Raw genomic sequence first — 17,323 nt, forward strand, 5'->3', positions numbered from 1 at the left:
ATTCTAAGCGCTGAAGCGCTAAGAATAATTTCAGGGCTGAGCCCATCAGCTTTGTTGCTCCGGTGCTGAATAACGAATCTATGGGTTATTTGATTTCCATTCTCTTAGAAATAGATGTTCTATTGTACTTAACCTATGTTCTTATTTTTATGGAATTGGATTTTTAATTGGTGTCACGCTATTCTGGATGACCGGTCTGAAAATTGGAGGATTGGAATAGGATCTCTATTTCTGATTTAACACTCAATTAAAGTATGAAGAATCAAATCCAAAGCAAATTCAGAATAGAATGCAATATGCGAATCCCATAAGCTATTACCTCAATAGAAATTAGGATTTTTATATAGTCTGGAGCGACAGTCCTGGGAAATGCTCAGCCGTGAAATTCTACTTAGCGCTTTAGCGCTTACGTAGAAGGCCGAGCTTGGAAATGCCGTGAACTTTGCGGTAGTTTCAAGTCGTGCCCACAGCGTTCCAGCGTTTCCCAGGACTGTTGCGGAAGACGGCAATTAACCACTATCCAAACTAAGGAACAACCACTATTAATCAAACCAAAACAAAAACCAAAAAAATAACCAACCATTGAAGGGGATCAATGATTGGTTACTTTAGATTATTTAGGGGTAATCCACATATCAGGGAGGAAGGGTGGATTACGAGATTTATATATTATGAGATTTTTCTATTTCGGTTTTCTATATGAAGATAATTTTAAAAAGGGGAAGTAAGCTAAAAGTTCTTTCCTTTAACTTACAAATATTATGATAGACACCAAATGTGAAGAAAGTGTGACACTAATATTATTAAAATTTGATTTAATATATTAATCTAAATATATTGCTCGTAAATCTCTTATCTCTGAAGGAGTTACCTTTAATTCATCTTTGATATAATTGTCTATATTACCAGACAATTCGGCGATTTCTTTTTCAGCCGCAGCTAAATAGTCAGTGTGAACGGTCATTAAGTCACGAACTGAACTGAGGATGTTTTTATCTGTATAGCCTTTTGATTGAAGTGTCTTGATCAAGTTATCGACAAATTGTTTGTTGGCTTGATTAGTCAATAAGTAATCTTGTTTAATAACGCCCATTGGCACACCTAAAGCACTCAATAAGTAGACTGCACCCATACCAGTCCGATCTTTTCCGGCACTACAATGGAAAAGTAAGACGTTGTCATCTTGGTCATTTGTTAATAATTTATCAAAAAATGTTCGATAAGCACTCTTTGCCTGTTGGCCTGTGATAATATCACGGTAAACGTCTTTCATATGTTCGAAGCCGTCAGTTGGATCACCACCGATTTCGGGGATGAAGCTCTTACTTTGAACTTTCGAAGCTTCAGTTTCGTCGGCCTCAAAGACAGAAGCTTGAACGTATTCAGCATTTTTTGGTAGCTTGTCAGGTTTGTTGTCGATTTCTTCTTGAGAACGGAAGTCGACGTCGAACTTCAAGCCGTAATCGTTTAAGAAATTGAGATCATTAGCAGTCAGATCACTCAAACCGGCAGATCTAATAACCTTGTGATATTTGATAGTTTTGTCGTCGACTGTCTTATATCCACCTAATTCGCGGAAATTAACACCCTTTTCAAGGTTCAAAACGCGTTTGTTATCGTTATTCATTAGCGTACCTCTATAAATTTTATTTCATTATACTATTATATCAAAAAGGAAGAGTCATCCTATTATGAAGTTCATTATCGCACCTGGAAAATATAGTAATAATGTTAGCTCGGCCAAAATTGGTCAGGCTATTTATAGCGGAATCTCCCGTGCCATGCCGCAAGCGCAGATCGTTACTATGCCTGTGACCGATAGTAAAGACGGGATGCCCGCACTTATTGCCCATACGATTGGTGGACAATGGGAAGAACTCTCCTTTTTTGATGCTTTCTGGCAGAATCGTCAAGGACGATATTTAGTTACCAAAGTCGATAATCAAGATACCGCGATTATGGATTCTGAGCAAGTAGTTGGGGTTGACCTTGCAAAAGAGAAATCACGCAACGAATTGTTCCATGCGACCAGCTATGGTTTGGGTGAATTCATCATGGATGCAGTCAGTGATGGTTTAAAGAATATTGTTATCTGTTTGGGTAAGACAGCTGTGGCTGATGGGGGTTTAGGAGCTCTACAGGCCTTAGGAGCAAAGATTTATGATGAGAACGGTAAACTGATTCCAGAAGGAGAAAATCCGCTGATTAGCGCTTATAAGGTGGATTTAGAAGATGTCTATCACTTATTAGGACGTCGAACGCACATCACCGTTTTGTTGAATTACTCCACGACTAAAAAATTAGTCGATACCGTTAATTATTTGAATGAGACGCAACGTGGATTTTTGGAAGATAATTTAGTTTTTATTACTGAAAAAATAAATCAGAAGTATAATTTAGATATACACCCGATGCCACATTCGGATTCGATCAAGACACTGGCAGGGGCGTTTGAAATGATTGATGCACGTATTTTTAGGTCGTCATTTGAGTGGATCGTCAAAGTTACTGGTATGGATGAAACGATTCGTTCTGCCAATGTTTTAGTGACTGCGACGGATAAAATTTCGAAAGAGTCGATGCATGATGACGTGCTGTACCACTTGAGTCGAATTGCGGAAGCTTCGAAGATACCGACATTTGCGTTGTGTAATAGCTTTGTCGACGATTTTCAAAGCTATGAGCAGCTTTTCACAGGAATCTTTTCGACGCAGATGACCGAATACGATGATGAAATGACAATGTTTGAAAATTATGAATCTGTTTCCAATCAGTTAGTGAGGACTTTAAAGGCTTTCAAATAATTGGTAAAATATTGAATAATTATTATGAATGCATTAATCTTAAAATAGTAGGTAGTTAATAAGTGCATTGGAGGATTGAGTTATGGAACAAGATTATAAGAAAATTTTGGTTCCAGTAGATGGATCAAAAGAAGCAGAAATGGCTTTTAAAAAGGCCGTAACAGTTGCACAAATGAACGGCGGACACATCGATGTATTAACAGTCCTAGATACAAAGCAATTTATCGGTTTACATGGTGGGATGTTAAATGGAGATGTCATCTACCAACTTTCTGAAGATGCTCAAAAGTATCTCAATGAATTGAAAGATGGTGCCGTTAAGGGTGGATTCAAAGAGGAAGATATTGATATTCACGTTCGTTTCGGTGAGCCAAAGACCGTTATTTCTCAAGAATTCGTTGAAGAATATAAAAACGATCTAATCATGATCGGATCTACCGGTATGAATGCCGTAACAAGATTGTTAGTTGGTTCTGTTTCCGAATACGTTACTAGAAATGCTCGGACAGACGTTATCATTGTTAGAACTGATATCGATAATAAGAAGATCGTTGATAAAAAATAAAATTTTAAAAAGCTGGCGACTGCCGGCTTTTTTGTTAGGTGGAAAATATGCGTTGTGAATGGGCTAATAGTTCAAAAGAGATGCAATCTTATCACGATAATGAATGGGGTAAAGTCAGTCATGATGAAAATTATTTTTTTGAAATGCTGATTTTAGAAGGTGCTCAGGCTGGCTTGTCATGGGCAACCATCATCAAGCGTCGCAAAAATTATCGACAAGCGTATGAAAATTTTGCAGTAGACAAAGTGGCGGCTTTTGACCAAACTAAAAGGGCTGAATTGTTAAAAGATTCAGGAATCATTCGTAATCATTTAAAAATTGATTCTTCGATCAATAATGCCAAGTTAATCGTGGAAATGCATCAAAAAGGTGAAAAATTTTCTGATTATATTTGGAAATTTGTTGATAATAAGCCGATAATTAATCATTATAGTGATATGAGTGAAGTTCCAGCACAAACAACATTGTCGCAACAAATCAGTCGTGATTTAAAAAAACGTGGCTTTAAATTTGTGGGACCGACGATTATTTATTCGTTTTTACAGGCAGTTGGCGTGATCAATGACCATTTAGATTCCTGTAATTACAAGTAAAAATTAGTATAATGGTATTGAAGACGGAGGATAAATGTTTATGAATTCTGAAACTATTAGCAAATTAGCCGAGGGGCTTTATGAAGATCGAAAAAAAATTGAAGATAAATCTGAAAAATTTGACGCCCAAAAAGTTTACGATATCTTAGATTCACTAGAAGTTTTGAGAAAACCGATCAAAGATTATTTTGAAATGACTGAAGATGACTATTATCAAAACGAATCAGATCATCGTCTAACTTTGCAACATCCCGACCACAAGTTGAGTCAATTACATGACCGTGTTCAAGTTAACCACGTTGATGGCTCATTGATGGGACACGAGATCAACTTTACTTACAACCATGAAGACCCATATGCTGATGGAGAATACAAAGTAAAGACCGATATCAATTTGATAAGTTTTGCATTTACTGTAATTGGAGCCGTTTACGATAACACCATTGTCGCTGATGTGAGAAATTCAGTTTCAAAAGACGCAATTCTTTCAATTGGTTTGGCAGCAAAAGCCGTTGAGGAATGGCAAAAATGAAATTAATATCAGTCAATGATTTATCATTGCAAAATGAGGGCTACTTTGCATTTAAGCATGTAGCTTTTTCTTTAGCTCAAAAAGAGATCATTGGCATCAGTGGTGACAATGGCAGCGGCAAAACACAGCTTTTAGAAGCAATTGCAAACGATGAAAACATTGATAGTGGAGAAATTAGATACACTCCAGGGGTAAGAATCGGCTACTTACCACAACAAGATCCACAAGAAATTTATCAGACAACTAGAAAATATTTAGAACAGATTCGTAAATTATCAAAAAAATTGGCCGTTCGTAAAGACCAAATGGACGCGATGATAACTTATTTACGTTTGAGTCCATATTTGGACCGTAATGTTAATCAATTGTCACTTGGAACACAGAGAAAGATTGGTTTTTTAGCGGCCGTCGTCGGTCATCCTAATGTCTTGTTGCTCGATGAACCATTCATTTTTCAAACCGATACAACGATTCTTAACATGCTCGATATGATTCAAGATTTAAAAGACAACGGGTCAGGAATCATCATTACGGCCAGTCAATTTAATCCCAACGTCGAAAAAATTTTGACGACACAGTATCAATTACAAGATGGACGTTTAACGTCACCGGAAAAAGTGACGACAGTTAACTTGCAATTTAGAATTCACATTAATTCAATTGCAATCACAAAAGAATTGTTCAAGTATGTAACGAGTAATAAAAATAACCTTTTGCAAATGCAAGTGCCAGCTAACCTTAAAGATAAAATCGTCAGTCAAATGATTGCCCTCAATTATCAATTTGAAGAGGTGAAGGATCATTAAAATTTTATTGAAGAACTATTTGCAGTTCATTTTTCAAAATTTCTTATACTTAACCTTGCTTTTCTCCATTATTGTCTTTGGATTAACGGCTGATAAATTATTGAGTATTGATTCTCATGAGAAATATGGCCTATTATTGATAGGGATATTCTTTTTATCATTATTTTCAACGATGAATTTATATTATTACGATAAAAAATATAATCATTATTTAAAACAAAAAGTAGATAGCTACTGGGCAGAATTTTTTAGCCAGTTTTTAACGATAATAATCTCTAATTTAATTTCAGGAATTTTGATCTTTGCTTTCAGCCAAATTTTTAGTTCTGATATTATTTTGGACTTAGTAGGAGTACTAACTTTGATTGCGGTAGGAATCTTAGGAGGCTCAATCGCGGCTTTATTTAAAACTCAGTGGTACAATCATTCAAGCTTTGGTCAAATAGGAGTTTTAGTTTTTGTTTACTTAGCTTTATCGGGTAGCGTGATTTCTATTTTCAAGCCAGTGCAAATTCTCTTTCCTCCATTGTCAGAATTGATTACCAACCTTCACAGTACTGATTCGATTGTGAGTTTGTTACCAGTTGCCGGTCAAACTTTGGCTTATTCGTTGGTCTTGTTTTTGATTAGTAGCTTTATTTACAAAAGAAATAGGAAAAGTTGATAAAAAGTATTGCAATGAGGTATTATTTTTTGTTTTAATGTCTTGATGAAGTAAGGAGGCAATTTTATGAGCAATATTTATTTGCGTCAAGCAACAGTTGACGATTTGCCAAAGATTATTGACATCATCGACGGAGCCAAGAAAACCCTAAGGGACCGCGGTGTTGATCAATGGCAAGCAGGTTATCCTGATCAAGAAATCCTGAAACGAGATATTCAAGAGGACATAAGTTATGTTTTAATACTAGATGGTGAGGTAGTGGGAGTTGCTGCTTTACAACAAGGTTATGATAAAAATTACCAAGACATGACTTCTGGTGAGTGGTCTAGTAATTCCGACGTAACTTATTCCATTATTCACCGTATAGCTGTTGAACCGGGACACCAAGGCCAACACCTGTCTAGTGCTTTGATTCAACAATTATTGACTATTTCTCATTACTTAGGTTATCAAGACGTTAGAATCGACACACATCCCGATAATTTAGTAATGCAACATGTAATTACTAGTAATGGGTTCGTGGAAAAAGGTACCATAACGATGGATGAAGATCATGGTATTAGAAAAGCCTACCAAATTCTTTTAAAGTAAGGCGTCTAAAGATTATTTTTTAAATCTTTGGGATATAATTGAGCCAAGAGACCATCGTTAAGATGGTTTTTTTACTATAATTCTATAATTCGTTTCCAGTTATTGGATATTGGAGATAAAAAAATTGAAAATCAAAAATATTGCAAGAAAGATGTTGAACCCTAAACCAGCAGAATTCGTTTCAGCACAGACGGATCTGTTCTTAAAACGCTTAAAGCCAAGACCATTTGTTACCGACTATATACAAGGTGTCTATGACACAAACGTCAAGCCGAATGTCACTGACGATACGTTGACTTTATCCGTTTTAACAGATACCCATGCTAAGGCGATTGCGAGTGCCTCCTATTATGGAATCAACGGTGCACGACACATCATTGAGGCTAACGCTGTCAGTAATGCCGTTGGTTTGGATTTGAATGTGCATCTAGGAGATTTGATCGATGGCAGTGACAAACCTGAGATTAGTCGCGGTTTGTTGCAATTTGCGGTGGAAAATTATCAAAACAGTAAGCCACCATTTTATCTTCTAGAAGGAAACCACGATGAAAATGACAAGTACGATGAGCATCGTTTCTTTGGCTCGGCCTCATTTCATCGTGACGATTATGATTCATTAGTAACACAATATAACTTTGATCAACCACAAATTCATCGCCTTAATCCGGTTTCAAAAGTCGGTTGGTTCGACAAAGGTGACATCCGAGTCATTTTTATTGATACTAGCGATATTCCTTATATACTAAGCAATGGTTCGAAGAAATACGATTTTAAGAAAGTTCGTGGAGTTAGAGAACAACAACTAGAAGATTTAATTACAATCTTGGAACGGACTGTCGATAAGCATGTCGTTATGATGGGACATGCTAATATCGTTAGCCCCAGTGGTCGTAGTGCTTTAAATTTCAACGGTGACTTGATTCAGCAGCTGCTAGTAAGCTTTAACAATAAGACCTCAGGACAATTGAAAAATGAATTGACGGGAGATTTTGGAGTGAATTTACGCTATGATTTCTCATCTACAGGCATTTCAAAAGTTACAACCTATATTTGTGGACATATGCATTATGAAAAAAACTACAAAGTTTCTGAAATTAATCATATAATATTAAATTGTTCGGCCTTAATGGGAAAGAAACATGGTTTAACAACTGATTACAATAAAAAATGGGATAGACGTTATAATGAAATTTCAGAATTAGCAGGCTATTTCATTAATATCGACCCGAACAAATTGCGCTTACAGATTTTCGGTTACGGAGCCGCTACAAGATATGTAAGTTTTGAAATATAAGGGAGAAATTTTTATGTGTGGAATTGTCGGATTCGTAGATAAGAATATTGCAGACAAGAAGCCTGTAATTGAAGCGATGATGGAAACAATCAAACATCGTGGTCCAAATAGTTCTGGTGAACTAGTTGATGGTGATGCAGCACTGGGCTTTCGTCGTTTGAGCATTATCGATATTAGTAGTGGTATGCAACCTATTTACAACGAAGACAGATCAAAAGCCGTGATTTTTAACGGTGAAATTTACAACTTTAAAGATGTTAGAAAAGAATTAAAGAAAGCCGGTCACATTTTTACAACGGATACAGATACTGAAGTTCTGTTACATGGTTTTGAAGAATGGGGTATCGAAGATCTTTTGAAGAAAATTCGTGGGATGTTTGCTTTCGTCATTTATGATTTAAAAACTGGTGACATTACTGGAGCAAGAGATTTCTTCGGTATCAAGCCACTTTATTATTACAACCGTGAAGGAACCTTTATCTTTGGTTCAGAGATCAAATCCTTCTTGAAAGAACCAAATTTCAAAAAAGAATTGAACAAAGCTGCTTTGAAGCCATATTTGACTTTCCAATATTCAGCTTTGCATGAAACTTTCTTTAAAAATGTTTTCCGCATTCCTGAAGGTCATTACTTCACCTTTAAGAATGGTAAGTTGAGTATTAAAAAGTATTGGGATATGTCATTTAAAGCTAATAACTTGTCGTTTGAAGAAACTGTTAAACGAATCGACAAATCAATTCGTGAATCAGTCAATGAACATTCGATCAGTGATGTACCAGTCGGCTCACTACTTTCAAGTGGTGTCGATTCAAGTTATGTAACGGCTATTTTGAAGCCTCAACATACTTATTCAATTGATTTTGATACAAGTACTTACGAAGAAGGAACTGCCGCTAAGATGTTGGCAGATAAGTTAGGACTAGAAAATACACGTGGTATCGTTACAAAAGAGGAAGCGGTCAAATCCATTCCGTTGATTCAGTACTATATGGATGAACCAGACTCTAATCCTTCATGTATACCACTTTACTTTTTGACTAAGTTAGCTAGCCGCGATGTCACCGTTATACTATCAGGTGAAGGAGCCGACGAATTGTTCGCTGGCTACGCAAATTACGGTTTCCATTCACATTCAAAAGTGATTCGAGTAGTTGCTGAAGATTTGAAACATTTACCAAAGGGTGTGAAGTATAAGCTAGCCCATGGTTTAAAGAAAATGCCAAACTTCCCTGGAAGATTGCACTTGTATGAATCAACTGCTAAAGCTGAAGAGTTCTTCATTGGTCAAGCCAAGATCTTCACTGAAAAAGAAGCAGCTGATTTAGTTAAACCAGAGTTTGAAAAATCACGTTCAGTTAAAGATATCGTTATGAGAAGTTATAGCAAAGTTAGTGGTTATAACGATGAAGTTAAGAAGATGCAATACCTTGACCTACACCAATTCATGTCAAATGATATTTTATTAAAAGCTGATCGTATGAGCATGGCAAATTCAATGGAATTACGTGTACCATTCTTGGATAAAAAGGTAGCCAAAGTGGCAGCTGGAATTCCAACTAAGTATCTTTTGAACAGCAAGGATAGTAAGTATGCACTAAGAGTTGCTGCTGAAAGAGCTTTGCCAGACGAATGGGCTAAGCGAGAAAAATTGGGCTTCCCAGTTCCAATCAGAGACTGGATCAAGACTAAGGAAGTTTACGAAAAGTTCCGCGAATTATTCAGCGCTGATTTTGCAGGTCAATTCTTTGATCAGGATGCCATTTTGAAGATGTTGGATGGTTGTTATCGTGGTGAAAACGACGATCGTAGAAAAGTTTGGACAATTTATACTTTCTTAGTTTGGTACAAGGTTTTCTTTATCGACGGAGGCAAGAAGCCAGATGTTGATCCACAAGTTAAAGTAGGATAATTATAATTTAATTTTTTATTTTGAGTTTGATGAAAAAAGCTGATTTATATATTGAATCGGCTTTTTTTGATTGGTGGGGTGTAGTATGCCGCCCCTCCGCAACAAAGCTGATTGGGCTGGAACGCCCTGGGCACGACTTGAAGCTTTTTCAAGCCCGGAAAAATCTTCAAGCTCGGCCTTATTCTAAGCGCTGAAGCGCTAAGAATAATTTCAGGGCTGAGCCCATCAGCTTTGTTGCTCCGGCGCTGAATATCGGATCTATAAGATATTTGATTTCCATTCCTCTAGAAATAGCTGTTCTATTTGATTAACCTATGTTCTTATTTTTATGGAATTAGATTTTTTGTTAGTGTCACACTATTTTGGAAAACAGTTTTTGGGAAATTGGAATAGAATTTCTCAATTAAGTTATGAAGAACAATAATTTAAACCGGATTCAGAATAGAACGTGATATGCAACTCCCACAAGATATTACCTCAATAGAAATTAGAATTGTTCTATAGTCTGGAGCGACAGTCCTGGGAAATGCTCAGCCGTGAAATTTTTGTTAATGCTTTAGCATTTACAAAAAGGCCAATCTTGGAGACAATTCCCGGGCCTGGAATTGGCTTCAAGTTGTGCGCACATTCTCCAGCGTTTCCCAGGACTGTCGCGGAAGACGGCAATTACCCACCACCCAAACTAAGGAACAATTTCTATCAAAAAAGCAAAGCTACAAATTAAAATAATAATTTAAGAAAACAATAAACCTCAAAATTTTAGTATTAATGCCACGCTCGTTGTGCTAGATTGAGTATGGTATAATTTTGTGTGAAATGTGTGTAATTTTAAAATATAGAATTAATATAGTAAGAGGTTGATCCCTATCGAAACTGAATCAGGAAAAAAATTCACGCCCATTCTTTTGGGTAGTGATATGAACGTATACGGAATGGCCCGAGCTTTCCATGAACTTTATGGTGGCACTGTAAAGGCCTATGCCGAAATTCAATTAGCACCAACTAGATATACAAAAATATTAGACTTAACTCTTTATTCAGGATTTTCTGAAGACCCTGTTTTCATCGAAAAAATGCGTGAAATTGCTAAAGTTTATCAAAACCATGAAGAACCAGTTATTTTAATTGGTTGTGGGGACGGTTATGCTGAACTTATTAGTAAGCATAAAGATGAGTTATCAAAGACATTCGTCTGCCCTTATGTTGATTATGATTTGTTGAAATCATTGAACAACAAGGAGAGTTTCTATCACGTTGCCGATGAGCATGGTTTGCCACATCCATTGACAAAAATCATCACTAAAGATATGTATGAAGAAAAATCTGACTTGGATGTTCCTTTTGAATTTCCAGTTGCCTTGAAACCTGCTAACAGTGTTGAATGGTTGGATATTCATTTTGAAGGACGTAAAAAGGCTTTCATAATTCATTCTCAAGAAGAGTATATGACGATTGTTGGTAAGATTTATGATAATGGTTATAAATCTGATTTGATTCTCCAGGACTTTATTCCTGGGGATGACTCCAACATGCGTGTTTTGAACGCTTACGTTGACCAAGATCATCACGTTAAAATGATGTGTCTAGGTCACCCAATTTTGGAGGATCCAACACCACAATCAATCGGTAATTACGTTGCCATTATCCCTGAATTTAACCAAGATGTTTATGATCAAGTTCAAAAATTCCTTGAAGATATCGAATTCACTGGTTATGCAAACTTTGATATGAAATTTGACTCGCGTGACAACACGTTTAAGTTCTTTGAAATCAACTTGCGCCAAGGTAGAAGTAGTTTCTTTGTTACACTCAATGGCTATAATCTTGCCAAATATGTGGTTGAAGATTATATTGAAGGTAGCTTAGAAAACGAACCAACTGTTTACGCTAATAAGAATAAGGCGCAACACAAACTTTGGTTAGGTGTACCGGTTAAAGTCTTTAACAAGTACGCTGCTAAAAATGATGCAACTAAGTACGCTGATGAACTTATCAAGCAAGACCGTGTTGGTACAACTGTTTTCTACAGCAAAGACAACTCCTTTAGACGTTGGTTGCTTTTAACATATATGTTCCACAATTATGTTAAGAGATTTGATAAATACTTCCAAGAAAATAAAGGACGCGACTTTAAATAACCGAGGGGGTTTACCTATATGGACGAATTAAAGGAATACAAAGTTAAGAAAATTGAGTATTCTAAGATTTTGATCTGTGTTGATTCTGATGATTTTGAATCATCAAAAAATGCCTTTAATTATGCTTGTTCTTTGGCCAAACATTACAAAGCTGAGTTGGGTATTGTTTCAGTACTTGAAACAGGAGATTTGAATATTTTCCAATCTCTAGATCCAGATGTTTTGACACAACGTCGTGAAGAAATTAAAGAACTGCTTGAAGTCTACGGACAAAAAGCTAAAGAATACGGCGTTGAAAATGTTCACTTGATGGTTACAGAAGGTGGTCCCGGAACAGTAATTGCTGAACAAGTAATCCCTAAGTTCCAACCTGATTTGGTTATTGTTGGTGTCGAAAAGAAGAATAGAAACCGCAATACAATTGGGTCACAAGCTGCAAAAATTGTTAATAATGCCAATGTTTCCGTCAGTGTTATTAGATAATATAGAAAAAATTGAAGATGCCAAAATTTTTTGGCGTCTTTTTTCGTAATTTAAATTAAGTACAAATGACAAAAATGAAAAATATTCTAATAAAAAGTAATTAGTGTTATAGTATTCTTTAAAATTAATAGGCGGTGAAGAATTTGTTAATGAATAAAGTTATCGGTGGTGCAGGGGATTTAATTAATGCTAAACCCGCCGATTATAAAGATAATTTGTATTTGGCAGTCAATGGGGCCTGGCAAGAAAAAGCTGTTATTCCAGCTGACAAATCAAGAACTGGTGGTTTCACGGATTTGGATGAGGGTGTTGAAAAGACACTTATGAAGGATTTCCATGAATTCGCTAATGCGGAAGAAAAAGTTGATGATCCGAGATTTTTACAAGCAGTTAAATTGTATCGTTTGGCTAACAATGTGGAACACTTGAGTAAATTTCATCAACAACCAATTTTGAAAGATATGCAACGTATTACAGACTTAAACAGTTTGAAAGACTTGAGTGATAGCCTTGCTGCCTTGTCTAAAGACGGCTTTAGTTTGCCAATTGATTTGGGCATTGATGCTGATATGAAAGATACAGCTAAAAATGTTGTTTATATCAATGGTGCCGGTTTGATTTTGCCTGATAAAACTTACTATGCAGAAGATAATGAATCAGGTAAGCAATTACTCGCTAAGTATGCTGACGTTGCCAGTCGCTTGCTTTCAATGATCGGTTACAAGTTGGACGAAGCAAAGGAAATCGTCTCAAAGGCGTTGGAATTTGACAAGTCACTTGTGCCAATCGTTAAGAGCTCTGAAGAATGGGCTGACTATACAAAAGTTTACAATCCAATGGACTTCGATGAATTTGTTAAGAAATCCGATGTTTTGGATTTGAAGAGTTTGGTAGTTGATTCAATCAATGATACACCGGAAAAAGTTATTATCACTGAACCAAGATATTTGGATAATTTAAACAAATTGGTAAACGCTGACACGTTTGAGAATATCAAAGCTTGGATGATGGTGAAATTCTTAACTGGTAATGCTTCAATTTTGGATGAAGAATTCCGTCAAGTTATTGGTGAATACAATCTTGCCCTCAGTGGTGCCAAAGAATTGAAGAACAGAACTAAGTATGCTTACAACTTTGCAGCTGGTATTTTCAGTCAAGTCGTAGGTACTTACTATGGTCAAAAATACTTTGGCGAACAAGCTAAAGAAGACGTTCGTAACATGGTTAAGAAAATGATTGCCGTATACGAAGACCGACTTTCAGAAAATACTTGGTTGAGCGAAGATACTAAGAAGAAAGCCATTGTTAAGCTTGAAAAAATTGTTATTAAAGTTGGCTATCCAGATAAGATCGACCCACTTTATGACAAGTTTGAAATCAATGAAAATGATTCCTTGTACGATAATGTTTCAAGAATTAGAAAAACAATTGCTCAACACAACTTAGATCAATATCACGAACCAGTTGATCGCAAGAAATGGTTGATGCCAGGACATATGGTTAATGCTTGCTATGACCCATCAAGAAATGACATCACCTTCCCAGCAGCTATCTTGCAAGCACCATTCTACAGTTTGAAACAAACAAATTCTCAAAACTTTGGTGGAATTGGTGCGGTTATCGCTCATGAAATTTCCCACGCCTTTGATAATAACGGTGCTCAATTTGATGAGTACGGAAATATGAACAATTGGTGGACTAAAGAAGATTACAGTAAATTCAAGATCTTAACTCAAAAGATGATCGATGAATTTGAAGGAATTCCATATGCCGGTCATAAAGTTAATGGAAAGCTAGTAGTTAGTGAAAATGTCGCTGATGTCGGCGGTTTACGTTGTGCCTTAGAGGCAGCTAAGTCGGATTCAGATTTCGACGTCAAAGCTTTCTTCATCAACTGGGCCAGAGTTTGGAGAAACAAGTCAACACAACAATTGACTGAAATGTTCCTATCAATCGATGTTCACGCTCCAGCTCCATTACGTGCTAATGTTCAAGCTCAAAATATGGACGAATTCTATGATGCCTTTGGTGTTACAGAAAAAGATGGCATGTGGTTAGACAAAGATAAACGAGTAAATATTTGGTAAAGTAGAGCGTGGAGCAGGGGCGGTCAGCTCCCGGAGGATAACGTAATTTCACGAATTGCCCGTTGAACTTTACGGGTGATTTGGGAAATTTTGTTATCTCGGAGGGAGTTGCCCCTGCGGAACGCGTTTTAGCTATGCAGCCAGAAACTATGGTTATTTTTAAAAAGTGCTGTAGACGCAGCTGGATTTCAGATATTTGCAGTTATTTCTGTAAATTCTTAAATTAATACGATTCTATTCAGTTTAAACTCAAGACTGATTTATAGTCTGAATAGTTATGATGTTTCAATATTTTAATTCGCTAAAAGTAGAAAAGGATCTTACTAGAATTGCAACAATCTGGTGAGATCCTATTTCTTTTGCCGTCCCAATTGAGTTTTTTGTGGAGGGCGACATAGCTTCCTCCCTTTTGTATATTAGAAATATTTTAATGTTTTCTAATTAGTGGTATAGTGGTTACCAAAATGATTAGGTGAGGTGGATGAATTGTTGAACAAAACAATTGTTGGAGGAGCTGGAAGTATTCTTGCTCCGGAAGAAACAGATGTTAAAGAAAACTTATACTTAGCTGTAAATGGAGCCTGGCAAAAGACTGCTAAGATTCCCGATGACCGTCCTAGAACTGGTGGTTTTGCGGAACTTGATAAAGGTGTCGAGGAAACTTTGATCAATGATTTCCATGAATTCGTCAAAGATGAAAGTAAAATTGATAATGATTTATTAAAGCAAGCTGTAAAACTTTATGAATTAGTTAATGATACGGAAAAATTGCATAAGTATCACCAAAAACCAATTATCAATGATCTCAGAAAGCTAGCTCAAATCAAAAACCTACAAGAGTTGAGTGATGGCTTGGCTGACTTGACAAAAAATCAGTTTGTCACACCAATGCCACTCAGTGTTGACATGGATATGAAAGATACAGCGCACAATGTCGTTTATTTGCAGGGACCCGATTTGATTTTGCCTAATCAATCTTATTATGCAGAGGGTAATGAATCTGGGAAAGCACTATTGAAGAAATATGCGGAAGTGGCCAATCACTTACTAGCAATGGTGGGCTATAGTTTGGCTGACTCACAAGCAATTGTAAAAAATGCTTTGGCGTTCGATAAGACTTTGGTGCCAATCGTCAAGACTCCTGAAGAATGGGCTGATGACGTTAAAACTTACAATCCAATGGACTTTAAGGAATTTGCAACCAAGTCTCAATCAATTGATTTGAAGAAGTTTGTCGTTGATACAGTTAGTGTGACACCGGAAAAGGTAATTAACGCTGAACCAAGATATCTTGAAAACTTTGATAAATTGGTCAATGAAACTACTTTTGAAAACGTTAAAGATTGGATGCTAGTCAGATTCCTCTTCGCTAAGGCTGATTCTTTAGATGAGGAATTCCGTCAAACTGCTGGTGAGTATCAACTAGCTTTGCGTGGTACCAAGGAATTACTCGATCGTGACAAGTTTGCTTATCACACAGTTTCTAGTTATTTCAGTGAAGTAGTTGGCTTGTATTATGGCCAAAAATACTTTGGACAAAAGGCTAAAGCCGACGTTCGTCAAATGGTTGAAAAGATGATTTCCGTTTATGAAGAACGCCTGTCACACAACGATTGGTTGAGCGAGGATACCAAGAAAAAAGCCGTCGTAAAGCTCAAGAAAATGGTTCTTAAGATTGGTTATCCAGACAAAGCCCGTGATATCTATAAGAAATTTAAGATTGATACTAATGTTTCACTTTATGACAATTTAGCAGAGATTGAAAAAATCAAATATGCCGATGAATTAGCCAAAATCACTAAACCAGTTGATCGAACAGTTTGGTTAATGCCCGGAAATATGGTCAATGCTTGTTATGATCCATTGAGAAATGACATCACCTTCCCAGCAGCAATTTTGCAAGCACCATTTTACAGCTTAGAACAAACCAGTTCCCAAAACTTTGGTGGAATCGGTGCCGTTATCGCTCATGAAATTTCCCATGCTTTCGATAACAACGGAGCCCAATTCGACGAATTTGGTAATATCAATAATTGGTGGACCGAAGCCGATTACGCAACATTTAAGAAGTTAACTCAAAAAATGATTGATGAATTTGAAGGAATTCCATATATCGGTAAAAAAGTTAACGGAACTTTGATCGTTAGTGAAAACATCGCCGATGTCGGTGGATTACGTTGTGCTCTAGAAGCTGCCAAAGAAGAAGACGACTTCAGTGCTAAACAATTCTTCTTAAACTGGGCTAGAGTTTGGAGAATCAAGTCAACTAAGCAATTGGACGAAATGTTATTATCATTAGACGTTCACGCACCAAATATCTTACGCGCCAATGTTCAAGCTCAAAATATGGACGAGTTTTATGATGCTTTTGGTGTTACAGAAAAAGATGGCATGTGGTTGGATGAAGATAAACGAGTAAATATTTGGTAGTAGAAGTTTAAATTTTTTAATGTAGTTCTGATGCCGCAGTTATTCCTGTGAATTTTGATTAGTATAATTTGATAAGAAAGAAAAAAGATATCACTATATCTGCAGTTTAGTGCAGTGAATAGTGGTATCTATTTTTCTACTTCTAATTTACTAGGGAAAGCAATTCAACTGTAAAAATATTAAGCACTATCTATAAGTAGAATGAGTCTTCCTAAATGAATAGAAAGAAAATAATTAAAAGAAGTGAAATTCAGACCGGAATAGCAAAGCCGATTTGGCTCAGCCGTCAAATTTCACTTAGCGCTTTAGCGCTTAGTGAAAGGCCTAGTTTTGAGACTTTGCGTACTTTGCAAAGGCTCAAAATAGTGCCGACAGCGTTCCAGCCAAAATCGGCTTTGCTATGGAGGGCGGCATCCTACTCTCGACT

14 protein-coding genes are annotated in these 17,323 nt (G+C 36.5%); 13 read left to right on the forward strand and 1 reads right to left on the reverse strand.

Features of this window, described 5'->3' with window-relative positions:
- Positions 1-823: 823 nt before the first annotated feature.
- Positions 824-1,627 carry a tyrosine-protein phosphatase gene (locus tag U8521_RS04505; RefSeq protein WP_334351990.1) on the reverse strand — a complete coding sequence of 268 codons (804 nt, stop codon included), beginning with the start codon at positions 1,625-1,627 and terminating at the stop codon, positions 824-826.
- 64 nt (positions 1,628-1,691) lie between these two features.
- Here U8521_RS04505 and U8521_RS04510 point away from each other — a divergent pair, with 64 nt between their 5' ends.
- The 13 genes from U8521_RS04510 to U8521_RS04570 all read left to right on the forward strand — a co-directional run bounded on the left by U8521_RS04510 (position 1,692) and on the right by U8521_RS04570 (position 16,896).
- A complete protein-coding gene (locus U8521_RS04510) occupies positions 1,692-2,804 on the forward strand; it encodes a glycerate kinase (protein ID WP_334351991.1) in 1,113 nt (370 codons plus the stop codon).
- Positions 2,805-2,886: 82 nt separating this feature from the next.
- Positions 2,887-3,369, forward strand: a complete 483-nt coding sequence (locus tag U8521_RS04515; RefSeq protein WP_334332034.1) for a universal stress protein — start codon at positions 2,887-2,889, stop codon at positions 3,367-3,369.
- Between the two features lie 47 nt (positions 3,370-3,416).
- Positions 3,417-3,962: a DNA-3-methyladenine glycosylase I gene (locus U8521_RS04520; RefSeq protein ID WP_334351992.1), complete on the forward strand. Its 546-nt coding sequence runs from the start codon at positions 3,417-3,419 to the stop codon at positions 3,960-3,962.
- Between the two features lie 40 nt (positions 3,963-4,002).
- On the forward strand, positions 4,003-4,494 hold the full coding sequence (locus U8521_RS04525; RefSeq protein ID WP_334332036.1) for a hypothetical protein: 492 nt from the start codon (positions 4,003-4,005) through the stop codon (positions 4,492-4,494).
- Positions 4,491-5,300: an ATP-binding cassette domain-containing protein gene (locus U8521_RS04530; RefSeq protein WP_334332037.1), complete on the forward strand. Its 810-nt coding sequence runs from the start codon at positions 4,491-4,493 to the stop codon at positions 5,298-5,300. Before U8521_RS04525 ends, U8521_RS04530 begins: the two co-directional genes overlap by 4 nt.
- A gap of 19 nt (positions 5,301-5,319) precedes the next feature.
- Complete coding sequence (locus U8521_RS04535; RefSeq protein WP_334332038.1) at positions 5,320-5,964, forward strand: hypothetical protein; 645 nt, start codon at positions 5,320-5,322, stop codon at positions 5,962-5,964.
- Positions 5,965-6,030: 66 nt separating this feature from the next.
- Entirely contained in the window at positions 6,031-6,555 is a 525-nt protein-coding gene (locus U8521_RS04540) for a GNAT family N-acetyltransferase (RefSeq protein WP_334351993.1), read from the forward strand.
- 124 nt (positions 6,556-6,679) lie between these two features.
- A complete protein-coding gene (locus U8521_RS04545; RefSeq protein ID WP_334332040.1) occupies positions 6,680-7,849 on the forward strand; it encodes a metallophosphoesterase family protein in 1,170 nt (389 codons plus the stop codon).
- A 13-nt stretch (positions 7,850-7,862) separates the two neighbouring features.
- Positions 7,863-9,758, forward strand: a complete 1,896-nt coding sequence (gene asnB, locus U8521_RS04550) for an asparagine synthase (glutamine-hydrolyzing) (RefSeq protein ID WP_334332041.1) — start codon at positions 7,863-7,865, stop codon at positions 9,756-9,758.
- A gap of 917 nt (positions 9,759-10,675) precedes the next feature.
- The gene (locus tag U8521_RS04555) at positions 10,676-11,896 is read left to right on the forward strand and encodes a carboxylate--amine ligase (protein ID WP_334332042.1); all 1,221 of its coding nucleotides are present in this window, start codon (positions 10,676-10,678) and stop codon (positions 11,894-11,896) included.
- A gap of 18 nt (positions 11,897-11,914) precedes the next feature.
- On the forward strand, positions 11,915-12,379 hold the full coding sequence (locus U8521_RS04560; protein WP_334332043.1) for a universal stress protein: 465 nt from the start codon (positions 11,915-11,917) through the stop codon (positions 12,377-12,379).
- Between the two features lie 149 nt (positions 12,380-12,528).
- Positions 12,529-14,466: a M13 family metallopeptidase gene (locus U8521_RS04565; RefSeq protein WP_334351994.1), complete on the forward strand. Its 1,938-nt coding sequence runs from the start codon at positions 12,529-12,531 to the stop codon at positions 14,464-14,466.
- 489 nt (positions 14,467-14,955) lie between these two features.
- A complete protein-coding gene (locus U8521_RS04570; RefSeq protein WP_334351995.1) occupies positions 14,956-16,896 on the forward strand; it encodes a M13 family metallopeptidase in 1,941 nt (646 codons plus the stop codon).
- Positions 16,897-17,323: the final 427 nt, after the last annotated feature.

This window comes from Companilactobacillus miaonis, assembly GCF_036913615.1.
Lineage (GTDB): Bacteria > Bacillota > Bacilli > Lactobacillales > Lactobacillaceae > Companilactobacillus.